The sequence below is a fragment of the Streptomyces sp. NBC_00659 genome, from assembly GCF_036226925.1.
Taxonomy (GTDB): Bacteria; Actinomycetota; Actinomycetes; order Streptomycetales; family Streptomycetaceae; genus Streptomyces.
The window spans coordinates 6,695,015-6,718,919 of record NZ_CP109031.1; the positions used below are offsets into that span (position 1 = coordinate 6,695,015).

Annotated in this window: 21 protein-coding genes and 1 pseudogene; 20 read left to right on the forward strand and 2 right to left on the reverse strand. The window is 70.4% G+C overall.

Annotated features, from left to right (window positions below; all coding sequences use genetic code 11):
• Positions 1–139: 139 nt before the first annotated feature.
• Entirely contained in the window at positions 140–1,342 is a 1,203-nt protein-coding gene (gene ftsY, locus OG410_RS29380; protein WP_329301856.1) for a signal recognition particle-docking protein FtsY, read from the forward strand.
• Positions 1,343–1,438: 96 nt separating this feature from the next.
• Here the strand turns inward: ftsY and OG410_RS29385 are convergent, their stop codons facing one another.
• Complete coding sequence (locus tag OG410_RS29385; protein ID WP_329301857.1) at positions 1,439–2,101, reverse strand: bifunctional DNA primase/polymerase; 663 nt, start codon at positions 2,099–2,101, stop codon at positions 1,439–1,441.
• Between the two features lie 447 nt (positions 2,102–2,548).
• Here OG410_RS29385 and nsdA point away from each other — a divergent pair, with 447 nt between their 5' ends.
• From nsdA to ftsH, 6 genes are all read left to right on the forward strand, one after another.
• A complete protein-coding gene (gene nsdA, locus OG410_RS29390) occupies positions 2,549–4,024 on the forward strand; it encodes a transcriptional repressor NsdA (RefSeq protein WP_329301858.1) in 1,476 nt (491 codons plus the stop codon).
• Positions 4,025–4,461: 437 nt separating this feature from the next.
• Positions 4,462–5,799 carry an ammonium transporter gene (locus OG410_RS29395; protein ID WP_329301859.1) on the forward strand — a complete coding sequence of 446 codons (1,338 nt, stop codon included), beginning with the start codon at positions 4,462–4,464 and terminating at the stop codon, positions 5,797–5,799.
• Complete coding sequence (locus OG410_RS29400) at positions 5,796–6,134, forward strand: P-II family nitrogen regulator (protein ID WP_142192909.1); 339 nt, start codon at positions 5,796–5,798, stop codon at positions 6,132–6,134. Before OG410_RS29395 ends, OG410_RS29400 begins: the two co-directional genes overlap by 4 nt.
• A 38-nt stretch (positions 6,135–6,172) precedes the next feature.
• Positions 6,173–8,638, forward strand: a complete 2,466-nt coding sequence (locus OG410_RS29405) for a [protein-PII] uridylyltransferase (RefSeq protein ID WP_329301860.1) — start codon at positions 6,173–6,175, stop codon at positions 8,636–8,638.
• A 562-nt stretch (positions 8,639–9,200) separates the two neighbouring features.
• Entirely contained in the window at positions 9,201–10,751 is a 1,551-nt protein-coding gene (ffh, locus tag OG410_RS29410; RefSeq protein ID WP_329301861.1) for a signal recognition particle protein, read from the forward strand.
• Positions 10,752–10,886: 135 nt separating this feature from the next.
• A complete protein-coding gene (ftsH, locus tag OG410_RS29415) occupies positions 10,887–12,821 on the forward strand; it encodes an ATP-dependent zinc metalloprotease FtsH (RefSeq protein ID WP_329301862.1) in 1,935 nt (644 codons plus the stop codon).
• Between the two features lie 21 nt (positions 12,822–12,842).
• On the opposite strand, the gene OG410_RS29420 is transcribed toward ftsH, so the two are convergent.
• Positions 12,843–13,700 (reverse strand): SAM-dependent methyltransferase, encoded by an 858-nt coding sequence (locus tag OG410_RS29420; protein WP_329301863.1) that lies wholly within the window; start codon positions 13,698–13,700, stop codon positions 12,843–12,845.
• A 200-nt stretch (positions 13,701–13,900) separates the two neighbouring features.
• Between OG410_RS29420 and proS the strand changes: the two genes are divergently transcribed.
• The 13 genes and pseudogenes from proS to OG410_RS29485 all read left to right on the forward strand — a co-directional run bounded on the left by proS (position 13,901) and on the right by OG410_RS29485 (position 23,791).
• Positions 13,901–15,316 carry a proline--tRNA ligase gene (proS, locus tag OG410_RS29425; RefSeq protein WP_329301864.1) on the forward strand — a complete coding sequence of 472 codons (1,416 nt, stop codon included), beginning with the start codon at positions 13,901–13,903 and terminating at the stop codon, positions 15,314–15,316.
• Between the two features lie 251 nt (positions 15,317–15,567).
• Complete coding sequence (locus OG410_RS29430) at positions 15,568–16,164, forward strand: hypothetical protein (RefSeq protein ID WP_037625093.1); 597 nt, start codon at positions 15,568–15,570, stop codon at positions 16,162–16,164.
• 448 nt (positions 16,165–16,612) lie between these two features.
• Positions 16,613–17,032 carry a 30S ribosomal protein S16 gene (gene rpsP, locus OG410_RS29435; RefSeq protein ID WP_326785285.1) on the forward strand — a complete coding sequence of 140 codons (420 nt, stop codon included), beginning with the start codon at positions 16,613–16,615 and terminating at the stop codon, positions 17,030–17,032.
• Between the two features lie 2 nt (positions 17,033–17,034).
• The gene (locus OG410_RS29440; protein WP_005479813.1) at positions 17,035–17,274 is read left to right on the forward strand and encodes an RNA-binding protein; all 240 of its coding nucleotides are present in this window, start codon (positions 17,035–17,037) and stop codon (positions 17,272–17,274) included.
• A 118-nt stretch (positions 17,275–17,392) separates the two neighbouring features.
• Positions 17,393–17,980: a ribosome maturation factor RimM gene (gene rimM / locus OG410_RS29445; protein WP_328447653.1), complete on the forward strand. Its 588-nt coding sequence runs from the start codon at positions 17,393–17,395 to the stop codon at positions 17,978–17,980.
• Positions 17,980–18,801, forward strand: a complete 822-nt coding sequence (gene trmD / locus OG410_RS29450; protein ID WP_329301865.1) for a tRNA (guanosine(37)-N1)-methyltransferase TrmD — start codon at positions 17,980–17,982, stop codon at positions 18,799–18,801. Before rimM ends, trmD begins: the two co-directional genes overlap by 1 nt.
• A gap of 131 nt (positions 18,802–18,932) precedes the next feature.
• Entirely contained in the window at positions 18,933–19,283 is a 351-nt protein-coding gene (gene rplS / locus OG410_RS29455; protein WP_328447649.1) for a 50S ribosomal protein L19, read from the forward strand.
• A gap of 80 nt (positions 19,284–19,363) precedes the next feature.
• Positions 19,364–20,080 carry a signal peptidase I gene (gene lepB, locus OG410_RS29460; RefSeq protein ID WP_329301866.1) on the forward strand — a complete coding sequence of 239 codons (717 nt, stop codon included), beginning with the start codon at positions 19,364–19,366 and terminating at the stop codon, positions 20,078–20,080.
• A pseudogene (gene lepB / locus OG410_RS29465) lies at positions 20,073–21,161 on the forward strand (signal peptidase I); the annotation flags it as partial. The gene lepB (OG410_RS29460) and the pseudogene lepB (OG410_RS29465), both read left to right, overlap by 8 nt.
• Positions 21,049–21,990 carry a signal peptidase I gene (gene lepB, locus OG410_RS29470; protein ID WP_329301867.1) on the forward strand — a complete coding sequence of 314 codons (942 nt, stop codon included), beginning with the start codon at positions 21,049–21,051 and terminating at the stop codon, positions 21,988–21,990. The pseudogene lepB (OG410_RS29465) and the gene lepB (OG410_RS29470), both read left to right, overlap by 113 nt.
• Positions 21,991–22,139: 149 nt before the next feature.
• A complete protein-coding gene (lepB, locus tag OG410_RS29475) occupies positions 22,140–22,913 on the forward strand; it encodes a signal peptidase I (RefSeq protein WP_329301868.1) in 774 nt (257 codons plus the stop codon).
• Positions 22,903–23,427, forward strand: coding sequence for an NUDIX hydrolase (locus tag OG410_RS29480; protein WP_329301869.1), 525 nt, complete (start codon positions 22,903–22,905; stop codon positions 23,425–23,427). Before lepB (OG410_RS29475) ends, OG410_RS29480 begins: the two co-directional genes overlap by 11 nt.
• A 55-nt stretch (positions 23,428–23,482) precedes the next feature.
• Positions 23,483–23,791: a DUF2469 domain-containing protein gene (locus OG410_RS29485; protein ID WP_069765426.1), complete on the forward strand. Its 309-nt coding sequence runs from the start codon at positions 23,483–23,485 to the stop codon at positions 23,789–23,791.
• Positions 23,792–23,905 lie beyond the last annotated feature (114 nt).

Genomic DNA, 23,905 nt, shown 5'->3' on the forward strand with positions numbered 1-23,905 from the left:
ACTGGGGCGTTGTGACTCCGCCCTGAAGGCTTCCCGTCGACGCGCGGCCGAGCGGCGGACCAGCCCGGCCCGCGGGGGCACGCGGCCCCCGCACGGACAACGCCTGGGCGGGGGACAGGTCACGCATACTGGGCTTGTTATGGAAACCATCATCCTTGCTGTAGTCATCGCCGTGGTGGTGATCGGCGTACTCGGTGGGCTCGTCGTCGGCAGTCGCAAGCGGAAGCAGCTGCCCCCGCCGCCCCCCGCCGCCCCCGACATCACCGCCCCTCCGGCCGAACCGCACGTCGGCGACGAAGCCGAGACGCCGCGCGAAGAACCGCGCCGCACGATAGAGGAGGTGGATCTCTCCGACGGCCCGGCCGCCCCGTCGGTCGTCGTCGAGGAACCTCCGGCCGCCCCCCAGATCGAGATCCCGGAGCCGACCGCGGGGCGTCTGGTACGCCTGCGCACCCGGCTCTCCCGCTCGCAGAACGCGCTCGGCAAGGGGCTGCTCACGCTGCTCTCGCGCGAGCACCTCGACGACGAGACCTGGGAGGAGATCGAGGACACGCTGCTCGTCGCCGACGTCGGTGTGCAGCCCACCCAGGAACTGGTCGACCGGCTGCGCGAGCGCGTGAAGGTGCTCGGCACGCGGACGCCGGACGAGCTGCGCGCCCTGCTGCGCGAGGAGCTGATCCAGCTGCTCGTCCCGGAGTTCGACCGCGTGGTCAAGACCGACTCGAACCTCGACACCCCGGGCATCGTGATGGTCGTCGGCGTCAACGGCACCGGCAAGACCACCACCACCGGCAAGCTCGCGCGGGTGCTCGTCGCCGACGGCAAGAGCGTCGTGCTCGGCGCGGCCGACACCTTCCGTGCCGCCGCCGCCGACCAGCTCCAGACCTGGGGCGAGCGCGTGGGCGCGCGTACCGTCCGCGGCCCCGAGGGCGGCGACCCCGCCTCGGTCGCGTTCGACGCGGTCAAGGAGGGCATCGAGGAGGGTGCGGACGTCGTCCTCATCGACACCGCGGGCCGGCTCCACACCAAGACCGGCCTCATGGACGAGCTCGGCAAGGTCAAGCGCGTCGTGGAGAAGCACGCGCCGCTCGACGAGGTGCTGCTCGTGCTCGACGCGACCACCGGGCAGAACGGTCTGGTGCAGGCGCGTGTGTTCGCCGAGGTCGTCGAGATCACCGGCATCGTGCTGACCAAGCTCGACGGCACCGCGAAGGGCGGCATCGTCATCGCGGTGCAGCGCGAGCTGGGCGTCCCGGTCAAGCTGGTGGGGCTCGGCGAGGGCGCGGACGACCTGGCGCCGTTCGAGCCGGAGGCGTTCGTTGACGCCCTTATCGGCGAGTGACGAACCGCGTGAACGCGTAGGTGACCGAAGAAGCGCCCGCCCCCGCAGTGCTGCCGGGGGACGGGCGCTTCGTCCTGTACGGACCGTTCCGGCGCGTCAGGCCCGCGAACGGTGTGCCACGTAGGCGAGCGTGCCCAGCAGCAGCCTGGCCGGGGGCGGCTTCGTGGCGGAGTCGAGAACGGGGGAGCGCAGCCAGCGGACCGGGCCGAGCCCCGCCCGGTCGGAGGGCGGGGCGGTGATGAACGTGCCCGGGCCCAGGCCGTGCAGGTCGAGGGAGGCGTCGTCCCAGCCCATGCGGTAGAGCAGCTCGGGAAGTTCGGCGGCGGAACCGGGGGAGACGAAGAAGTGGGCGCGGCCGTCCGCGGTGGCCGTCACGGGGCCGAGCGGCAGACCCATGCGCTCCAGCCGGACGAGCGCGCGGCGCCCCGCCGGCTCGGCCATCTCGATCACGTCGAAGGTCCGGCCGACCGGCAGCATCACCGCGGCGCCCGGGAAGCCGGCCCAGATGCCGGTCGCCTCGTCCAGCGTCGTGCCCGCCGGGATCGTCGGGGCGAAGGCCAGGGGGTGCGCACCCGGTGCCGGGCAGTCGGCCCGGCCGCACGAGCACGCCCCCGCGGCGGCTCGGGCACCCGGGACCACGTCCCATCCCCACAGTCCGGTGAACGCTGCTACGGCGGTGCCCTCCGACGAGCGGCCGCGGCGCCGTGCACCGGTCCGGATGTCGCGCATCGCCCGACTACTGCCGATCGTGAAGCCCATGCCCCCTCCAACGGGTCCGGTGCGCCCGTGGTTACGTGACGGAACCGGATTGTCACCCTCTGTTCCTGCCTGCCCGTTATCGCGCGATCCAGACGGCGCCTTGTCGCGCATGGGGTGGTGCGTTCGGCTCCGTGCGCCCTGGAGTGCGCTTCTTCGCCCACCCTTGGTCGTTCTGTGTCAAGTGAATCGCGAGCAGGCCGACTGGAGTTCATTCGAAGGGGTGGCGAATGGTGGCGTTTCACGGATCGCCATGGCTGGACGCGTGATCGTAGGATTACTTTGAGTGCACGAGTCCTGGGGTTTTGTTTACTCGCGAGTATGCCAAGGGCAAGCCGGGTTCCCGTTCGAAGGGTGAGAACTACCGGACGCGCGGCCGTGTTTACGGGCATTCTGATAGGGCTTGGCGCAGAGCGGCGACAAGTGATCTCGGGGAGTGGGGGCGTTCCAGTGGGCGGCAACGGCGGAGGCGGGACGAACGCTGACAAGCGCCCCAACGAGCTGCTCGGCTCGTGGTTCGTGCGCAGTGGCTGGTCCAAGGGCGAGCTGGCGCGCCAAGTGAACCGCAGAGCGCGCCAGTTGGGGGCCAACCACATTTCCACGGACACCTCGCGGGTGCGTCGCTGGCTGGACGGGGAGAACCCGCGCGAGCCGATCCCGCGCATCCTGTCGGAGCTGTTCTCCGAGCGGTTCGGCTGTGTCGTCGCCGTGGAGGACCTCGGTCTGCGCGCGCCCCACCAGGCACCCTCCGTGTCCGGCATCGACCTTCCGTGGACCGGTCCCCAGACCGTCGCGCTGATCAGCGAGTACTCGCGCAGCGACCTGATGCTGGCGCGGCGCGGCTTTCTCGGCAGTTCGCTGGGGCTCTCCGCCGGCCCGGCCCTCATCGAGCCCATGCAGCGCTGGCTCGTCCCGACACCACCGGCGTCCTACGAGGCGGCCGAACCGCCGGCCTCGACGCGCCGCGGCGGCAGGCTCTCCCAACCGGAGCTGGATCTCCTGGAGTCCACCACCGTGATGTTCCGTCAGTGGGACGCGCAGTGCGGCGGGGGACTGCGCCGCAAGGCCGTCGTCGGCCAGTTGCACGAGGTGACGGACCTCCTCCAGGAGCCGCAGCCCGCCGCCACCGAGAAGCGCCTGTTCAAGGTCGCCGCCGAACTGGCCGAGCTGGCGGGCTGGATGAGCTACGACGTGGGTCTCCAGCCCACCGCGCAGAAGTACTTCGTGCTCGCCCTGCACGCCTCGAAGGAGGCGGGTGACAAGCCCCTCGGCTCGTACATCCTCTCCAGCATGAGCCGGCAGATGATCCATCTCGGGCGGCCCGAGGACGCCCTGGAGCTGATCCATCTCGCCCAGTACGGCAGCCGTGACTGCGCGAGCCCGCGCACCCAGTCGATGCTGTATGCGATGGAGGCCCGGGCCTACGCCAACATGGGCCAGCCCGGAAAGTGCAAGCGGGCCGTCCGCATGGCCGAGGACACCTTCGCCGACGTGCACGAGTGGGACGACCCGGACCCCGACTGGATCCGCTTCTTCTCCCAGGCCGAGCTGTACGGCGAGAACTCGCACTCCTACCGCGATCTCGCCTACGTCGCCGGACGCAGCCCCACGTACGCCTCCATGGCCGAGCCCCTGATGCAGGAAGCGGTCGACCGCTTCGGCAAGGACTCCGAGCACCAGAGGTCGTACGCGCTCAACCTCATCGGCATGGCCACCGTGCACCTGCTCCAGCGTGAACCCGAGCAGAGTGCCGTCCTGGCCAAGGAAGCCCTGAGGATCGGCAGGAAAGTGCGCTCCGAACGCGTCAACACTCGTATCCGAAAGACGGTCGACACCGCGGTCCGCGAGTTCGGCGACCTCGCCGAGGTCATCGACCTCACCGACCAGTTGGCCGTCGACCTGCCCGAGACCGCCGAGGCGGTCTGACGCCCGGCCGCCGAAGCGGCCCCGCTCAGTACCCCGGCCGCGGCCGGCCGTCCCGAACTGCCCGACTCGGCTCCCCCGTGCCAGGTCATCGGACGGCCGGCCGTGGCCGGTTCCGCTGTATGCGGCCCCGGCCGACGCCGCTCGCGCGGACGCGGCCCGTCATCGCGGGAATGCCCCGCGCGGCGGTCATGTCCCCGGTCGCCGGGGGCGCCGCGAGCATCCTGCCGGAGATTGCGTCACGATAACGATCGCTTCGACCACAATCAGGCAGTTCATGAACGTGTAACACACAGAGTGCCTTCGTCACTGGTGCGAAACATCGAGGGGCGTCCACGGAAACCGCGCTGCGTCAATCTCATGGCGCATAACCGGCCCACCCCTCACGACCCATTCAGGCTTCGCCCGCACGGGGCCGTACCAACGACGAGGAGACGCCGATGGCACCAGCCATCACCCTTGCCGCAGAGGCACCCAAGCTTTCTGCCGCCAACACAGGGTTCATGCTCATCTGTTCCGCCCTGGTGCTCATCATGACGCCGGGCCTCGCCTTCTTCTACGGAGGCATGGTCCGCGTCAAGAGCACCCTCAACATGTTGATGATGAGTTTCATCAGCATGGGGATCATCACCATCCTGTGGGTGCTGTACGGCTTCTCCCTCGCCTTCGGCACGGACAAGGGATCGTTCATCGGCTGGACCTCCGACTGGGTCGGCCTCAGCAACATCGGCCTGACGGAACTGTGGGACGGATACACCATCCCGGTCTTCGTCTTCATGGTCTTCCAGCTGATGTTCGCGATCATCACGCCCGCGCTGATAAGCGGTGCCCTCGCGGACCGCGTGAAGTTCACGGCGTGGTCGCTGTTCATCACGCTGTGGGCCACGCTCGTCTACTTCCCCGTCGCCCACTGGGTCTGGGGCGCGGGCGGCTGGGCCTTCGAGCTCGGTGTGATCGACTTCGCCGGCGGTACGGCGGTCCACATCAACGCGGGTGCCGCGGCGCTCGGCGTGATCCTGGTCATCGGCAAGCGCGTCGGCTTCAAGAAGGACCCGATGCGCCCGCACAGCCTCCCGCTGGTGATGCTCGGCTCCGGTCTGCTGTGGTTCGGCTGGTTCGGATTCAACGCCGGCTCGTGGCTCGGCAACGACGACGGCGTCGGCGCGCTGATGTTCGTCAACACGCAGATCGCCACCGCGGCCGCCATGCTGGCCTGGCTCGCCTACGAGAAGATCCGGCACGGCGCGTTCACCACACTGGGCGCCGCCTCCGGCGCGGTCGCCGGTCTGGTCGCCATCACCCCGTCCGGCGGCGCCGTCTCCCCGCTCGGCGCCATCGCGGTCGGCGCCATCGCCGGTGTCCTGTGCGCCATGGCCGTGGGCCTGAAGTACAAGTTCGGCTACGACGACTCCCTCGACGTCGTCGGTGTCCACCTCGTCGGCGGTGTCGTCGGCTCCCTGCTGATCGGCTTCTTCGCCAGCGGCAAGGGCCAGTCGACCGTCGAAGGCCTCTTCTACGGCGGCGGTCTGACCCAGTTCTGGAAGCAGTGCGCCGGCGTGTTCGCCGTCCTCGGCTACTCCCTGGTCGTCTCCGCGATCCTCGCCTTCCTCATCGACAAGACCATGGGCATGCGGGTCACCGAGGACGAGGAGATCGCCGGCATCGACCAGGCCGAGCACGCCGAGACCGCATACGACTTCAGTGGCGCCGGTGGTGGCGCCGCCCGGACCGCCGTGCCCGCCCCGGCCGACACGGACGCCAAGAAGGTGGACGCATGAAGCTCATCACCGCCGTCGTGAAGCCCCACCGGCTCGACGAGATCAAAGAGGCACTGCAGGCCTTCGGGGTCCACGGACTGACGGTCACCGAGGCGAGCGGCTACGGTCGGCAGCGGGGACACACCGAGGTGTACCGCGGTGCCGAGTACACGGTCGACCTCGTCCCCAAGATCCGCATAGAGGTGCTGGTCGAGGACGACGACGCCGAACAGCTCATCGATGTCGTCGTGAAGGCGGCCCGTACAGGCAAGATCGGTGACGGCAAGGTGTGGTCCGTCCCGGTCGACACGGCGGTCCGGGTCCGGACCGGCGAGCGCGGCCCGGACGCTCTCTGACCGGATCGGCCCGCACGAAGAAAGACAGGAGTCGCTGGGTGACGAGTACGGACACGCGAGTGGAAGCAGAGGACTCGGGACCCAGCGGCTACGCGGCGGCCCGGCTGCGCCTCCTCCAAGAGGGGGCGCGGTCCGGGCCGCCGCGCCGTACCGCCCTCTCGGACCTGACGGACGACTGGCTGACCGGCCTGTTCACCGCCGGATCCCAGGGCCTGCGCGGGGTCTCCCTCATCGCCGTCGGCGGCTACGGCCGCGGCGAACTCTCCCCCCGCAGCGATCTCGACCTGCTCCTCCTGCACGACGGCACCGACTCCGCGGCCGTCGCCGCCCTCGCCGACCGCCTCTGGTACCCCGTATGGGACCTGGGCCTCGATCTCGACCACTCGGTCCGCACACCCGTCGAGGCCCGCAAGACCGCCGCCGACGACCTCAAGGCCCAGCTCGGCCTCCTCGACGCCCGTCACATCGCGGGCGACCTCGGCCTCACCGCCGGACTGCGCACGGCCGTCCTCGCCGACTGGCGCAACCAGGCGCCGAAGCGGCTGCCCCAGCTCCAGGAACTGTGCGCGGAGCGCGCCGAACGCCAGGGCGAACTCCAGTACCTCCTCGAACCCGACCTGAAGGAAGCGCGCGGCGGACTGCGCGACGCCGTCGCGCTGCGCGCCGTCGCCGCGTCCTGGCTCGCGGACGCCCCCCGCGAAGGACTCTCGGACGCCCGTCGCCGGCTCCTGGACGTCCGTGACGCCCTGCACCTCGCCACCGGCCGCGCCACCGACCGCCTCGCGCTCCAGGAACAGGACCAGGTCGCCGCCGAACTCGGCCTGCTGGACGCCGACACCCTGCTGCGCCAGGTGTACGAGGCGGCGCGCGTCGTGTCGTACGCCAGCGACGTCACCTGGCGCGAAGTGGGACGCGTCCTGCGCTCGCGGGCCGTACGCCCACGGCTGCGCGCCATGCTGGGCGGCGGCAAGCCGGTCGCCGAGCGGTCCCCCCTCGCCGAAGGAGTCGTCGAACAGGACGGCGAGGTGGGGCTCGCCCGCACCGCACGTCCCGAGCGCGACCCCGTGCTCCCGCTGCGCGCCGCAGCCGCCGCCGCGCAGGCGGACCTCCCGATCTCCCTGCACGCCGTACGGCGGATGGCCGCCGCCGTACGTCCCCTCCCCACGCCCTGGCCCGCCGAGGCACGCGAACAGCTCGTCACCCTCCTCGGCTCGGGCCGCGCGACCATCGAGGTCTGGGAGGCGCTGGAAGCCGAAGGGCTGATCACCCGGCTGCTGCCCGACTGGGAGCGGGTGCGCTGCCGGCCCCAGCGCAACGCCGTCCACATCTGGACCGTCGACCGCCACCTCATCGAGACGGCCGTCCGCGCCTCCGAACTGACCCGCCGCGTCGGCCGCCCCGACCTCCTCCTCGTCGCCGCCCTGCTCCACGACATCGGCAAGGGCTGGCCCGGCGACCACTCCGTGGCCGGTGAGATCATCGCCCGTGACGTGGCCGCCCGTATCGGCTTCGACCGCGTGGACGTCGCGGTGCTCGCCACCCTCGTACGCCATCACCTGCTGCTCGTCGACACCGCGACCCGGCGCGACCTGGAGGACCCGGCCACCGTCCGCTCGGTCGCCGAGGCCGTCGGATCACAGGGCACCCTGGAACTGCTGCACGCGCTCACCGAGGCGGACGCGCTGGCCACCGGGCCCGCCGCCTGGTCCTCCTGGCGCGGCTCCCTCGTCGCCGACCTGGTCAAACGGGTCTCGGCCGTGCTCGCCGGGGACGCTCCCGAGGAACCCGAGGCCCCCGCGCCGACCGCCGAGATGGAACGTCTCGCGATCGAGGCGTGCCGCACGGGCGGGCCCGTCCTGGCCCTGCGCGCGCAGACGGAACCGGTCGACACCGACACCGACGCCGAGCCCGCCACCGTCCCGGACGACCCGGAACCGCTCGGTGTGGAACTCCTCATCGCCGTCCCGGACCAGCCGGGCGTGCTCCCCTCGGTGGCCGGCGTCCTCGCCATGCACCGGCTGACCGTCCGCACCGCCGAACTGCGCGCCCTGGACCTGCCCGACGGCGTCGACGGCTCGGTGCTGCTGCTCAACTGGCGCGTCGCCGCCGAGTACGGCTCCCTGCCGCAGGCCGCCCGGCTGCGCGCCGACCTCGTACGCGCCCTCGACGGCTCCCTCGACATCACCGCCCGCCTCGCCGAGCGCGACGCCGCCTACCCGCGCCGCCGGGGCGTGGTCGCGCCCCCTCCGCGGGTCACCGTCGCGCCCGCGGCGTCCCGCCTGGCCACGGTCATCGAGGTCCGCGCCCACGACGCCCCGGGCCTGCTGCACCGCATCGGGCGGGCCCTGGAGACGGCGCGGGTACGGGTACGGAGCATGCACGTCTCCACGCTCGGCGCGAACGCCGTCGACGCCTTCTACGTGACGGGCACGAAGGGGGAGCCCCTGCCGGGGGAGGAGGCCGCCTCGGTGGCACGGGCCGTGGAGGAGGCGCTGCGGGGCTGACCTCGCGCCTGTCGGCCCGGCGGCCGTTCCGGGGCCGCACTGGTTTGGCGCCCGTGGTCGTTCCGGGCCCGTGGTCGTTCAGCGCCCGCGCTGGTTCCGGGCCTGTGGTCGTCCCGGGCTGCGGTCGTTCCGTGCCGTGGTCGTTCAGCGCCCGCACCGGTTCCGGGGCTCGTGGCCGTCCGGGGCTGCGGTCGTTCCGCGCCGTGGTCGTTCCGGGCCCGCGCTGGTTCCGGGGCCCATGGTCGTCCCGCGCCCGCACGCGCCCTGCCGGCCTCCGTGCTTGCTCCGCCGCCGCACTCGTTCTGCCCCTGCACTCGCTATGACCCCGGGTGGGTCCCGCCCCGCGTTCGTTCCGGGCGGCGAGCGGACATGTGATCTCCGCGACCCGGGGAGCCGTCCGGTCGCCGAAAGCCGGTCCGCCAGGGCCGCGGACCGCCGCCTCCACCGCCGCGGGCCTCGTCCCCGGTCGCCGAATGCGGTGCGCGGGGACGAATCGCTTGCGAGGACAGATACCCTGGAGGGCAGCCCGAAACCGACCCCGACTCCGAGGACCGAAGCCACCGTGTTCGATACCCTCTCCGACCGCCTCAGCGCGACGTTCAAAAACCTCCGCGGCAAGGGGCGCCTCAGTGAGGCGGACATCGACGCCACGGCCCGCGAGATCCGCATCGCGCTCCTCGAAGCCGATGTCGCCCTCCCGGTCGTCCGCACCTTCATCAAGAACGTCAAGGAGCGGGCCCTCGGCAGCGAGGTCTCCAGGGCGCTGAACCCCGCCCAGCAGGTCCTGAAGATCGTGAACGACGAGCTCGTCACGATCCTCGGCGGTGAGACCCGCCGCCTCCGGTTCGCCAAGAACCCGCCCACCGTGATCATGCTCGCGGGCCTCCAGGGCGCGGGCAAGACCACGCTCGCCGGAAAGCTCGGCAAGTGGCTCAAGGACCAGGGCCACTCCCCGATCCTCGTCGCCGCCGACCTCCAGCGCCCGAACGCGGTGAACCAGCTCAGCGTCGTCGCCGAGCGCGCGGGCGTCGCCGTCTACGCCCCCGAGCCGGGCAACGGCGTCGGCGACCCGGTCAAGGTCGCCAAGGACTCCATCGAGTTCGCGAAGACCAAGGTCCACGACATCGTGATCGTGGACACCGCCGGCCGTCTCGGTATCGACCAGGAGCTGATGCAGCAGGCCGCGGACATCCGCGACGCCGTCAGCCCCGACGAGATCCTCTTCGTCGTCGACGCGATGATCGGCCAGGACGCGGTCAACACCGCCGAGTCCTTCCGCGACGGCGTCGGCTTCGACGGCGTAGTGCTCTCCAAGCTCGACGGTGACGCCCGCGGTGGTGCCGCCCTGTCGATCCGGCAGGTCACCGGCAAGCCGATCATGTTCGCCTCGAACGGCGAGAAGCTCGACGACTTCGACGCCTTCCACCCTGACCGGATGGCCTCCCGCATCCTCGACATGGGTGACCTCCTCACCCTGATCGAGCATGCGGAGAAGGCGTTCAGCCAGGAAGAGGCCGAGAAGATGGCCTCCAAGCTGGCGTCCAAGAAGGGCCAGGACTTCACCCTGGACGACTTCCTGGCCCAGATGGAGCAGGTCCGGAAGATGGGCAGCATCAGCAAGCTGCTCGGCATGCTCCCGGGCATGGGCCAGATCAAGGACCAGATCAACAACCTGGACGAGCGGGACGTCGACCGCGTCGGCGCGATCATCAAGTCGATGACCCCGGGTGAGCGCCAGGACCCGACGATCATCAACGGCTCGCGCCGTGCCCGTATCGCCAAGGGTTCCGGCGTCGAGGTCAGCGCGGTCAAGGGCCTGGTCGAGCGCTTCTTCGAGGCCCGCAAGATGATGTCCCGCATGGCCCAGGGCGGCGGGATGCCGGGCATGCCCGGGATGCCGGGCATGGGCGGCGGCCCCGGCCGCGCCAAGAAGAAGCCGAAGCAGGCCAAGGGCAAGCAGCGCTCCGGCAACCCGATGAAGCGCAAGCAGCAGGAGGAAGAGGAGGCGGCCCGGCGCGAGGCGGGCGCCCAGGGCGGTAACGCCTTCGGCCTCCCGCAGCAGGACGCCCAGGACTTCGAGCTGCCGGACGAGTTCAAGAAGTTCATGGGCTGACGCTCGTGCACTGACCTTCCGCCCCGTGCGGGAGCGCCGACGTGACGCCCACTGGGGGCGCCCCTCACCGCGAGGGGCGCCCCCAGTGGCGTGACCGCAGGTGCCGGTGTCCGCCATCTGTCGTAACGTCCACTTATGAGCAATCCTGTGCCGCCGCGCAAGGCACCGGACCAGCCGTGGCGTACCGAGGGCACGCCACCTGAGCCGACACCGCCGCCGGGCGGCCGGCGGAAGCTGCCCGGCGGCTGGTGGAGCCTGGCCCTGGCCGCGCTCATCGTGTTCCTGATCGCCAACCTGGTGCTGTCCTTCTACAACAAGGGCAACGAGCCGACGATCTCGTACACGGAGTTCAGCCGGCAGGTCGACGACGGCAACGTCACCAAGATCTACGCCAAGGGCGACGCGATCCAGGGACAGCTCAAGGACTCGCAGAAGAAGCCCGACGGCGACGGGAAATACACCAAGTTCAAGACCCAGCGCCCGGTCTTCGCGGACGACAAACTCTGGGACAACCTCCAGAAGCACGACGTCACGGTGACCGCCTCGCCGGTGGTCCAGGAGCGCAGCTTCCTGTTCAACCTGCTGATCTCGCTCGCCCCGATGATCCTGCTCGTCGTCCTGTGGATCTTCATCGCCCGGCGGATGGGCTCCGGCATGGGCGGCGCGGGCGGCATGCTCGGCCGCAAGGCACCCCCCAAACCGGTCGAACTCGTACCCGGCGGCAAGCGCACCACGTTCGCGGACGTGGCCGGCATCGACGAGGTGGCCGGCGAAGTCGACGACGTCGTGGACTTCCTGAAGAACCCCGACGCGTACCGCAGGATGGGCGCGAAGATGCCGCGCGGTGTGCTGCTGGCGGGCCCGCCCGGCACGGGAAAGACCCTGCTCGCGCGGGCCGTCGCGGGCGAGGCGGGAGTGCCGTTCTTCTCCGCCTCCGCCTCCGAGTTCATCGAGATGATCGTGGGCGTCGGCGCCTCGCGCGTCCGCGAACTGTTCGCCGAGGCCCGCAAGGTGGCCCCGTCCATCATCTTCATCGACGAGATCGACACCATCGGCCGGTCACGGTCGGGCGGCTCCGCCATGGGCGGCCACGACGAGCGTGAGCAGACGCTGAACCAGATCCTCACCGAGATGGACGGCTTCTCCGGCTCGGAGGGCGTCATCGTCATCGCGGCCACCAACCGCGCGGACATCCTGGACCCGGCGCTCACCCGCCCCGGCCGCTTCGACCGGGTCGTCAACGTCTCGCCCCCCGACCGCGGCGGCCGCGAGGCGATCCTGGAGATCCACACCCGCGACATCCCGCTCGCCCCCGGCGTGGACCTGACCCAGGTGGCCCGGACGACCCCGGGCATGACCGGCGCCGACCTCGCCAACCTCGCCAACGAGGCGGCCCTCCTCGCCGTCAAGCGCAAGCAGTCCGAGGTGACCCAGAGCGACCTCTCCGAAGCGCTCGAAAAGGTCCAGCTCGGCGCCGAACGCTCCCTGGTCATGCCCTACGAGGAACGCCGCCGCACCGCGTACCACGAGAGCGGCCACGCCCTCCTCGGGATGCTGCGGCCCGGCGCCGACCCCGTCCGCAAGATCACCATCGTTCCGCGCGGCCGCGCGCTCGGCGTCACCCTCTCCACGCCGGACGCGGACCGGTACGCGTACACCGAGGAATATCTGCGCGGCCGGATCATCGGCGCCCTCGGCGGCATGGCAGCCGAGCACGTCGTCTACGACGTCATCACCACGGGCTCGGAGAACGACCTGGAACAGGTCACGAACCTCGCCCGCGGGATGGTGGCCCGCTGGGGCATGAGCGAACGCGTCGGCCGGCTGTCCGCGCTCCCGGGCGACTCCCAGCAGGCCTACGGCCTCGCGGCGGCCCCGGGCACCCTCGACTCGATCGACCACGAGATGCGCCGCATCGTCGACGAGTGCTACGAGGAGGCCTGCCAGAAGCTCCGCGAGCACCGCGGACAGCTCGACGCCCTGGCCGAGGCGCTCCTCGCGAACGAGACGCTGGAGGAGGCCGAGGCGTACCGGATCGCCGGAGTGCCCCGGACGGTCAAGGAGGTCTGAACACCACGCCCCGGACCGGCCTCAGGCCGTACGGGCGATCAGATACCGGAACACGTTCGGCATCCAGACCGTCCCGTCCCGCCGCAGATGAGGATGCAGCGCCTCGGCCACCTCCTTGTCGACCTGCGCCTGGTCGGTGGCGGCGACCGCGGCGTCGAAGAGCCCTGTCGAGAGCAGGCCGCGCACGGCGCTGTCCACATCGGCGTAACCGAACGGGCAGGACACCCGCCCCGAGCCGTCCGGCCGCAGTCCGGCCCGCTGGGCGACGTCCTCCAGGTCGTCCCGGCGAGCGGCACGCCAGCTCGCCGCGCCGCGCAGGGGATCGGCCAGCTTGGTGGCCACCCGCAGCACGGCCGAGGTGCTGCACCGCTCCGGCGGCCCCCACCCGACCAGCACCACGGGCGTGCCCCGGCCGGTGAGCGGTGCCGCCTCCGCGAGCAGCGAACCGAGCCCTTCGAAGTCGCCGGCCACGCACCCGATCGGTTCGAACGCGGTCACCAGGTCGTACGCCGGCGCTCCCTGCGCCACCGTGTCCCCGGGGGACCCGGACACGATCCGGATCCCGGCGCGCGGGCCGGTGTCCCGGTCCCGCGGCAGCAGACGTTCCCGTGCGAGGGCCAGCCGTTCGGGCGACGAGGAGTCGGTACCCGTGACCGCGGCGCCGCGGGAGGCCGCCATGAGCAGGGCGAGCCCCGACCCGCAGCCGAGCCCGAGCAGCCGTGTCCCGCCGCCCACTTCGAGCCGCTCGTAGACGGCCTCGTAGAGCGGCACCAGCATCCGCTCCTGGATCTCGGCCCAGTCACGCGCGCGTGCACCCCGGTCCGCGCGGGACGAGGGGCCCGCATAAGAAAGGTGCTGCCGCACGAGCGTAGGTGTCATCGAAAGTGCCCCAATCCGCCGAGAGTTGCCGCCGGGCCCCCTTTCCTCCGCCCCCGCGCACGAGGCCCGCACTCCCCCCGTATGTCAGGTAACTCCGCCCTCGACGTGCCGTCCAGGGGGCGCGGGGGCCCGTTTGTGCCCAGGCCGCGAAAGGCGCAAGAATTCACATACCGGCAACGTGGGCCCGTAGCATCGCCCCCATGGCAAAGGCACCCGTTCTCACGCCCAGGGCGGACGACTTCCCGCGCTGGTACCAGGACTTGATCAACAAGGCCGAGCTCGCCGACAACGGACCGGTGCGCGGCACCATGGTCATCCGGCCCTACGGGTACGGGCTGTGGGAGCGGATGCAGCAGGAGATGGACGCCCGCATCAAGGAGGCGGGGGCCCAGAACGCGTACTTCCCGCTGTTCATCCCGCAGTCGTACCTGACCCGGGAGGCGGAGCACGTCGAGGGCTTCGCGCCCGAGCTCGCGGTCGTCACACACGGCGGCGGCAAGGAGCTGGAGGAGCCGGTCGTCGTCCGCCCCACCTCCGAGACGATCGTCAACGAGTACTTCTCCAAGTGGGTGCAGAGCTACCGCGACCTGCCGCTGCTGATCAACCAGTGGGCCAACGTGGTCCGTTGGGAGATGCGCCCGCGGGTGTTCCTGCGAACGACCGAATTTCTCTGGCAGGAGGGCCACACCGCGCACGCCACCTACGAGGACGCCCGGGACTACGCCGCGCACATCCACAAGGAGGTGTACGCCGACTTCATGGTGAACGTCCTCGGCATCGATGTCGTCCTCGGCCGGAAGACGGCGGGTGAGCGGTTCGCCGGCGCCATCAACACCCTCACGCTCGAAGGCATGATGGGCGACGGCAAGTCGCTCCAGATGGGCACCAGTCACGAGCTGGGGCAGAACTTCGCGAAGGCGTTCAACACCCGGTACCTGTCCCGGGACGGGAAACAGGAGCTCGTCTGGCAGACCTCCTGGGGGTCCTCGACCCGCATGGTGGGTGGCCTGATCATGTCGCACGGCGATGACAGTGGGTTGCGGGTGCCGCCCCGGCTCGCCCCGGTACAGGTCGTCGTCCTCGCGATCAAGGGGGACGAGGCGGTTCTGGCCAAGGTCCGCGAGATCGGCGACCGGCTGAAGGCGGCGGGGGTACGGGTCCAGGTCGACGACCGTACGGACACCCCCTTCGGGCGCCGCGCCGTCGACTGGGAGCTCAAGGGTGTCCCCGTACGCGTCGAGGTCGGCCCCCGTGACCTGGAGAGCGGTACGGCGATGCTCGCCCGCCGCATCCCCGGAGGCAAGGAGCCGGTGGCCCTCGACGCGCTGGCGGCCCTGCTCCCCGCCGTTCTGGAGGAAGACCAGGCGCTGCTCCTGAGGCAGTCCCGCGAGCGCCGCGAGTCCCGTACCTCTGACGTGTCGACGATCGACGCGGCCGTGGAGGCCGCCGTGGCCGGCGGCTGGGCGCGCATTCCCTGGGCCGACCTCGGCGAAGAGGGCGAGGCCAGGCTCGCCGAGCACGCGGTGACCGTACGGTGTCTGGTCGCCGAGGACGGGTCGGTGCCCGGCACCGACGACGCACCCGGTAACGTCGCCGTCGTCGCCCGCGCCTACTGAGCGGGCCCGCAGGGCGGCCGAAACACCACTTGCGCATCCGCCGGCCCCAGGTGCCCCGGCGTGCGGATCCCGTCTACGCGCCAGGGCGTACGTGTGACTACGTACCGGCTTGATACGAGCTGTGACGCTTATCCGCAGATCAGCGCACCCGCCCTCGTCGCGACGCATCAGTGGCAACTGACGGGTACGTGCAAATTATTTGGGATGCCCCGTAATAGGAACACGGAGGCACTCCCGCTCGTTGTCATTACGTGAGCACGACACCACCTGTTCTCGCCGCAGAGCTGGCAGGGGCGTGGGCCGACATTCAGCGGCACCACCCCGAACTGCCCGATCTTGCCGCGCCAGAGTCCCTGATCGGGGAGTCGTCGTCCGCCTGCGGACACGAACTCTCTTTCGAGCGACTGCTTCACGAAGCAGTCCACGGCATCGCCGCCGCGCGTGGAGTCCGCGACACCTCGCGCGCCGGCCGGTATCACAACCGCAGATTCCTCGCGATCGCCGAGGAGCTGGGCCTCGATCATCCCGAGGAGCCGCATCCCAGCAGTGGCTTCTCCTTGGTCACGCTCAACCCCGAGGCGAAGCGCCGCTACCGCCCGACCATCGAGCGGCTCCAGCGCGCGCTGAAGGCCCACACGGCCGCCACGTCCGCGGACACCGCCCGCTCGTTCCGCGGTCCGGCCGCCCGCCACGGCTCCTCCGGAGGAGGTGTCCGCGTCAAGGCCGTCTGCGACTGCGGGCGCAACGTGCGCGTGGTCCCGTCGGTCCTCGCGCAAGCACCGATCGTGTGCGGAGGGTGCGGTAAACCCTTCCGGATTCCGGAGGTGGTCGGGGCGGCCGCGGGCTGAGGTGCGCGCTCCACCGGCGTCTCGTGGGTGCCGGACGAGTTCGCGCGGCCCGTGAGCAGTCGTGCCTCCCCCACTGCCCTGGAGCACGTGGGGGAATTCAGGAGGCACGAGTGCGCGCGGGCGGCCTCTCTCCGACGTCCCCGGCGGCCGGTCCACCACCGCCCCTGCCTGACGGGCACCCGGAACACCGGGTGCACGCTGAGGCATGGCCCCGCTCAGGCAGGGCTCCGCCGGGCCCGCGCCTCGCCGAGGCGTGGGCTCGCCCTGGGCTCGCACACCCTCGGTCCGGGCGGACCGCAGGATGTGGCAGAATGGTCAGCTGTACTCGACAGCCGCATAGGACCCCTCTCTCCTCCGGCTGACGCGTCCATCGGGCACTCGGGTACCGCAACCCCACGCGGCCATCTCTGCGTGCCCAACCCCGTCAAGACCAGGAGACACCACTTCCGTGGCAGTCAAGATCAAGCTGAAGCGTCTGGGCAAGATCCGTTCGCCTCACTACCGCATCGTCGTCGCCGACTCCCGTACCCGCCGTGATGGCCGGGCCATCGAGGAGATCGGTCTGTACCACCCGGTGCAGAACCCTTCGCGCATCGAGGTCGACTCGGACCGTGCGCAGTACTGGCTGGGTGTCGGCGCGCAGCCGACCGAGCCCGTGCTCGCCATCCTGAAGCTGACCGGTGACTGGCAGAAGTTCAAGGGCCTGCCGGCCCCGGCTCCGCTGCTCGTCGCCGAGCCGAAGGCCGCGCGCCCGCTGTTCGACGCCCTCGGTGGCGAGGACACGGGCAAGGGTGAGGCCATCACCCAGAAGAAGAAGGCTGAGAAGAAGGACGAGGCCCCGGCCGAGTCCGAGTCGACCGAGGCCTGAGCATGCTCGAGGAGGCTCTCGAGCACCTCGTGAAGGGCATCGTCGACAACCCCGACGACGTGCAGGTCGCCTCGCGCGACCTGCGCCGCGGGCGCGTACTCGAGGTCCGGGTCCACCCGGACGACCTCGGCAAGGTGATCGGCCGCAACGGCCGCACCGCACGCGCTCTGCGCACCGTCGTGGGCGCCATCGGCGGCCGCGGTGTCCGCGTCGACCTCGTCGACGTGGACCACGTCCGCTGACGCAACAGGCAGCACCGGCTCGGGCCGGGGAGGGCTTACGAGCCGTCCTCGGCCCGTAGTCGTCTGCGCACCCGTATCCGAAGCATTGCCGTCGGTACACGACAGGAGATCAAGCACAGTGCAGCTGGTAGTCGCTCGCGTCGGCCGAGCCCACGGCATCAAGGGCGAGGTCACCGTGGAGGTCCGCACCGACGAGCCGGAGCTGCGGCTCGGACCCGGTGCCGTCCTGCTCACCGATCCGGCCTCCGCCGGACCGCTGACCATCGAGACGGGCCGCGTCCACAGCGGCCGTCTCCTGCTGCGCTTCGCCGGCGTACGCGACCGGAACGGCGCCGAGGCGCTGCGCAACACCCTGCTGATCGCCGAGGTCGACCCGGACGTGACGCCGGAGGACCCGGACGAGTACTACGACCACCAGCTCATGGACCTGGACGTGGTCACCACGGACGGCACCGAGGTCGGCCGGATCACCGAGATCTCGCACCTGCCCTCGCAGGACCTGTTCGTGGTCGAGCGGGAGGACGGCACCGAGGTGCTGATCCCGTTCGTCGAGGAGATCGTCGTCGAGATCGACCTGGAGGAGCAGCGGGCCGTCATCGACCCGCCGCCCGGCCTGATCGACGACCGCGCGGAGGTCGTGTCCACCCGGGACGAGGAGAACGGCTCCGCCGCGGCCGGCGAGGACGTCACGGGGGCCGGCGCCTGATGCGGCTCGACGTCGTCACGATCTTCCCCGAGTACCTGGAGCCCCTGAACGTCTCGCTCGTCGGCAAGGCCCGCGCGCGTGGCCAGCTGAACGTGCACGTGCACGACCTCCGTGACTGGACGTACGACCGGCACAACACGGTCGACGATACGCCCTACGGCGGCGGCCCCGGCATGGTCATGAAGACCGAGCCCTGGGGCGACGCCCTGGATTCCGCTCTGGCGGACGGGTACGAGACGGGCTCCCACGGGCCTGCCCTCGTGGTCCCCACCCCCAGCGGGCGCCCGTTCACCCAGGAACTCGCCGTGGAGCTCTCCGAACGCCCCTGGCTGGTCTTCGCGCCCGCGCGCTACGAGGGCATCGACCGCCGTGTCATCGACGAGTACGCGACGAGGATGCCCGTCTACGAGGTGTCCATCGGCGACTACGTGCTCGCCGGCGGCGAGGCGGCCGTCCTCGTCGTCACCGAGGCCGTGGCCCGACTGCTGCCGGGTGTCCTCGGCAACGCCGAGTCCCACCGGGACGACTCCTTCGCCCCCGGCGCCATGGCCAACCTCCTGGAGGGCCCGGTGTACACCAAGCCCCCGCTGTGGCGCGGCCGTGAGATCCCCGACGTGCTGGTCAGCGGCCACCACGGGAAGATCGCCCGCTGGCGCCGCGACGAGGCCCTGCGCCGTACGGCGGCGAACCGGCCCGACCTCATCGAGCGCTGCGAAGCCTCCGCCTTCGACAAGAAGGACCGTGAGATGCTCTCGATCCTGGGCTGGCGACCGGCTCCCGACGGCCGATTTTGGTGCAGGCCCGAGACCGTGGAAGAATAGGCCGCTGCTCTCCGTCGTCCGGCGTGCGCCCCTGCCACAGGGGGATACGACGCCCGTCCCGACGAGACGGCATCATCTTCGAACCTCTCTCCCGTTGATGACCTGTGGCATCAGCGAAGAAAGCAGACAAAATGACTCACCTGCTCGACTCCGTCGACGGCGCGTCGCTGCGCACCGACATCCCGGCCTTCCGCCCGGGTGACACGGTCAACGTCCACGTCCGCGTCATCGAGGGCAACCGCTCCCGTGTGCAGCAGTTCAAGGGCGTAGTCATCCGCCGCCAGGGCGCCGGTGTCCGCGAGACCTTCTCGGTCCGCAAGGTCTCGTTCTCCGTCGGCGTCGAGCGCACCTTCCCGGTGCACACCCCGATCGTCGAGAAGATCGAGGTCGTCACCCGCGGTGACGTGCGTCGCGCCAAGCTGTACTACCTCCGTGACCTGCGCGGCAAGGCCGCGAAGATCAAGGAGAAGCGCGACCGCTGAGCCGGTGCCGCCGCGGTGACCCGTCGGCGACCGAGCCGGTAAGAAGGTGTCTCAGGGAGGCCGGATAGCATCTGGCCCCGATGGACACCGAAGCACAGCCCGTGGAGCGCGACCGCTCCTCCCGCCCTTCCGCTTCCGAGGAGATCTCGGACACAGCGGGGCCGGAGGAGCGGTCGCGTTCTGCGTTCTCCGACAAGATCGCCGAGTGGCTTCCCGGAGGCCGGATCACCCTGACCGTGCTGGTCTGTCTGGTATTCCTGCTGCTTGTCAGCCGCTTCGTGATGCAGCCGTTCGAAATTCCCAGCGGCTCCATGGAGTCCGGATTGAGGATCGGGGACCGCGTTCTCGTAAACAAGTTGGCGTACCGTTTCGGTTCCGAGCCGCAGCGGGGCGATGTCGTCGTCTTCGACGGCACCGGTTATTTCGGGAACGCGGACTACGTCAAACGCGTCGTCGGAGTAGGGGGAGACCACGTGGTCTGCTGCGACAAGGAGGGGAGACTCGAAGTGAACGGCCGAGCGGTCGACGAGTCGACATTTCTCTATCGGGGTGACAACCCGTCCGAGGTGCCCTTCGACGTCGTCGTGCCCCAGCGGTCCCTGTTCCTCCTGGGCGATCACCGCAGCCGCTCCCGCGACTCCCGTGATCATCTGGGCTCGCCCGGCGGCGGCATGGTCCCCGTCGGCGATGTCATCGGCAGGGCCGACTGGATCGCCTGGCCCGTGGGCCACGAGACCCGTCTGACGCGTCCCGACGCCTACGCGCGTGTACCGGCCGCCGGGGGTGCGCATGGGTAACCGTGGACGGGCGCGCGGGGTCTCCGCCAGCGCCGCCGACAACCTGCTCCCCACCGGATCCCGGCGCGCCGCCGGAGGCGCCGCCAGGCCCAGCCGGGTCGAGCGTCGCAAACTCGCGCGCAAGATCAAGCGGCGCAGGCGCCGCTCGGCGGTCAAGGAGATACCCCTCCTCGTCGGCGTCGCCGTCCTGATAGCCCTGGTCCTCAAGACGTTCCTCGTCCAGGCCTTCGTGATCCCGTCGGGCTCCATGGAGAACACGATCCAGATCGGCGACCGCGTCCTGGTGGACAAGTTCACCCCGTGGTTCGGCTCCGAGCCCAAGCGCGGTGACGTCGTCGTCTTCAAGGACCCCGGAGGCTGGCTCACCGCCGAGGACACCCAGAAGAAGAGCGACCCCGTGGTCGTCAAGCAGTTCAAGGAGGGCCTGACCTTCATCGGTCTGCTGCCCTCCGACAACGAGAAGGATCTGATCAAGCGGGTCGTCGGACTCGGCGGGGACACCGTCAAGTGCTGCGACGTACAGGGCCGGGTGACCGTGAACGGCACCCCTCTGACCGAGCCGTACATCTACGCCGGGGACAAACCGTCGGACTTCTCCTTCGAGGTGAAGGTGCCCGCGGGCCGTCTGTTCGTGCTGGGCGACCACCGGGGCAACTCGGCGGACTCCCGTTACCACCGCACCGACAAGTTCTCCGGCACCGTCTCCGAGGACTCGGTCGTGGGCCGCGCGATGGTCATCGGCTGGCCCATCGGTCACTGGACCCGTCTGCAGGAGCCGAACACGTTCTCGACGGTGGCCGACGCGCCTGGAGGGTCGGCTTCCGCTCCAGCTCTGTCGCATAGGGTGGCCTCTGCGGATCCAGACGGATTGATCCCGCTCCCGAGCCCTGCGGAACTCCCGCTCGTTATGGGAGTGGTGGGCCTGCGCCGAATACGACGCGGGCGGCGGCACGGAGTGAGGAGTGGATGTGGGGGATGTGGCGGTCGGCGCGCGTTCTGGGCACGAAGGTCCCGAAGGGCAGCCGGAGCGGCCCGAGGATGCGGCTGCACCGGCCGTAGAACCCGGTTCGGGTTCCGGGAGCGGCTCCGAGGACGGTGACGTCCCGACCGGGCGTCCCGAACGGGACCCCAAGTCCACCAAACAGCGCTCCTTCTGGAAGGAGCTGCCGATCCTGATCGGCATCGCTCTGGTCCTTGCGCTGATCATCAAGACGTTCCTGGTGCAGGCGTTCTCGATCCCGTCGGACTCGATGCAGAACACCCTCCAGCAGGGTGACCGCGTCCTGGTCGACAAGCTGACTCCGTGGTTCGGCTCCGAGCCGGAGCGCGGCGAGGTCGTCGTCTTCCACGACCCGGACAACTGGTTGGCGGGCGAGCCCACGGCCGACCCGAACGCCCTGCAGACGGTCCTCAGCTGGATCGGCCTGATGCCGTCCGCCGAGGAGAAGGACCTCATCAAGCGCGTCATCGGCGTCGCCGGTGACACGGTCGAGTGCAAGAACACCGGCCCGCTGAAGGTCAACGGCAAGGCACTGAACGAGTCGTCGTACGTGTACGCGGGGAACACCCCGTGCAGCCAGGACGAGGACGGCGGTCAGTTCAAGGTCAAGGTCCCCAAGGGCATGATCTGGGTGATGGGCGACCACCGCCAGAACTCGCGGGACTCGCGCTACAACCAGGCGGACAAGCACCACGGCATGGTGCCGGTGAACGACGTCGTCGGCCGCGCCATCGTCAAGGCCTGGCCCATCAACCGCTGGGGCACCCTCCCGGTGCCGGACACTTTCGACCAGCCCGGTCTGAGCGCCCAGGCGGCCGCGGCGGTCACCTCGCCGGGGTCGGTGGCCCTGCTGGGCGCCGTGCCGCTGGTACTGGTGCGACGCAGGCGCAAGGCGTCCAAGGACGACTGAACCGCCGCACGGCCTTCGGGGCCGGCCTCTCCGGACATGTCCGGAGAGGCCGGCCCCGCTCGTTTCCCCGCACGGATCCGGTCCGCTCCGGCGATCGTGATCCAGCGGGGGCTGACCCCGCACCGTACCCCCGGGTAAGGTGCGGGCCCATGGGTGGCGAGAGCGCAACACGTACGGCCCCGCGCAGCGGCGGCACCGGCAAGGCCCCGGTGGGCAGCAAGACCGGACAGCGGTTGTCCGGGCTGGCTGTCGCACTCGGTCTGGTGCTGTTCCTCGGCGGATTCGCCTGGGCGGCGTTGGTCTACCGGCCGTACACCGTTCCCACGAGTTCGATGGCACCGACGATCAAGATCGGCGACCGGGTCCTGGCGCAGCGTGTCGACGGCAGCGAGGTCCGCCGCGGTGACGTCGTCGTCTTCGAGGACAAGACCTGGGTCACGGGCTCGTCCGTGGTCAAGCGCGTGGTCGCCGTCGGCGGCGACACCGTCGCCTGCTGCACCGACGGCAAGCTGACCGTCAACGGCAAGAAGATCGACGAATCGTATCTGCCCGAGGGAAGCCTCGCCGAGCTCACGGGCTTCCCGACCGTGAAGGTCCCCGAGGGACGGCTGTTCCTGCTGGGCGACGAGCGGCGCGGCTCCCTGGACTCCACCGCGCACCTCACGGACGCGGCCGGTGGCACCGTGGCGCGCGGCGCCGTCGAGGCCCGGGTGGAAGCCGTCGCCTGGCCGATGAACGGCATGCTCGCCCGCCCCGACGGCTTCAAGGAACTCGGTGCCCTGTCCCGGCCCGGACCGCTCCCCACGATGATCGCCCTGGTGATCGCGGGCGCCGTCCTCGTACTGGGCGGCGCGGCGTACGGGCCGGTCGCCAAGCTGGCCGGCCGTTCCCGCGCGCGCACGGAGTCCGCCGGTGCCCGCTGAGGCGGCTGTTTCGGACGAGGGCCCCGGCCGGGACGGGCTGCGCAAGGTCGCCCGGGTCGTGCTGCTCGACCCGAGGGACCGCGTCCTGCTGCTGCACGGTCACGAGCCGGACGATCCCTCCGACGACTGGTGGTTCACGCCCGGCGGCGGCGTGGAGGGCGACGAGACCCGGGAGCAGGCGGCCCTGCGGGAACTCCTGGAGGAGACTGGGATCACCGAGGTCGAACTGGGCCCCGTGCTGTGGCGGCGGACCTGCTCGTTCCCGTTCGCGGGCAGGCGCTGGGACCAGGACGAGTGGTACTTCCTCGCCCGTACCACCCAGACCGCCACGGCGGCCACGGGCCTGACGGAGCTGGAGCGGCGCAGCGTCGCCGGATCGCGTTGGTGGACGTGCCGGGAACTGACCGAGGCACATGAGACGGTGTATCCGACCAAGCTCGCCGAGCTGCTGCGCAGGGTGCTCGACGAGGGGCCCCCGGCCACGCCCGAGGTCCTCGACACGGAAATCGTCTAGGGGCTCTCCGGGCTGGCGCACAATAGGGGAACGCACGGCTGAAGGGGAACATGCCATGAGCGCCGAGGACCTCGAGAAGTACGAGACCGAGATGGAGCTGAAGCTCTATCGGGAGTATCGCGATGTCGTCGGTCTGTTCAAATATGTGATCGAGACCGAGCGGCGCTTCTATCTCACCAACGACTACGAGATGCAGGTGCACTCGGTCCAGGGTGAGGTGTTTTTCGAGGTGTCCATGGCGGATGCCTGGGTTTGGGACATGTATCGGCCCGCCCGCTTCGTGAAACAGGTGCGCGTCCTTACTTTCAAGGACGTGAACATCGAGGAGCTGAACAAGAACGATCTGGAGCTGCCGGGCGGCTGAGATCCGGGTGACGGAGATGCGGATGGGTGAGGTCCGGCGGCCGAGGTCGGGCCGGCCGGACCCAGGCCCGCCCGCCAAGGGTGAGCGGCGATCACGGTGGTGACTCGTACGGGT

Bases quoted from the DNA above. Each gene is read 5' to 3' on its own strand.
- lepB (WP_329301868.1), top strand. From the start codon at position 22,140: ATGGGTGGCGAGAGCGCAACACGTACGGCCCCGCGCAGCGGCGGCACC.
- OG410_RS29400 (WP_142192909.1), top strand. From the start codon at position 5,796: ATGAAGCTCATCACCGCCGTCGTGAAGCCCCACCGGCTCGACGAGATC.
- rplS (WP_328447649.1), top strand. From the start codon at position 18,933: ATGACTCACCTGCTCGACTCCGTCGACGGCGCGTCGCTGCGCACCGAC.
- OG410_RS29420 (WP_329301863.1), bottom strand. From the start codon at position 13,700: ATGACACCTACGCTCGTGCGGCAGCACCTTTCTTATGCGGGCCCCTCG.
- proS (WP_329301864.1), top strand. From the start codon at position 13,901: ATGGCAAAGGCACCCGTTCTCACGCCCAGGGCGGACGACTTCCCGCGC.
- ftsH (WP_329301862.1), top strand. From the start codon at position 10,887: ATGAGCAATCCTGTGCCGCCGCGCAAGGCACCGGACCAGCCGTGGCGT.
- lepB (WP_329301866.1), top strand. From the start codon at position 19,364: ATGGACACCGAAGCACAGCCCGTGGAGCGCGACCGCTCCTCCCGCCCT.
- OG410_RS29395 (WP_329301859.1), top strand. From the start codon at position 4,462: ATGGCACCAGCCATCACCCTTGCCGCAGAGGCACCCAAGCTTTCTGCC.
- OG410_RS29385 (WP_329301857.1), bottom strand. From the start codon at position 2,101: ATGGGCTTCACGATCGGCAGTAGTCGGGCGATGCGCGACATCCGGACC.
- trmD (WP_329301865.1), top strand. From the start codon at position 17,980: ATGCGGCTCGACGTCGTCACGATCTTCCCCGAGTACCTGGAGCCCCTG.
- OG410_RS29440 (WP_005479813.1), top strand. From the start codon at position 17,035: ATGCTCGAGGAGGCTCTCGAGCACCTCGTGAAGGGCATCGTCGACAAC.
- ftsY (WP_329301856.1), top strand. From the start codon at position 140: ATGGAAACCATCATCCTTGCTGTAGTCATCGCCGTGGTGGTGATCGGC.
- OG410_RS29485 (WP_069765426.1), top strand. From the start codon at position 23,483: ATGAGCGCCGAGGACCTCGAGAAGTACGAGACCGAGATGGAGCTGAAG.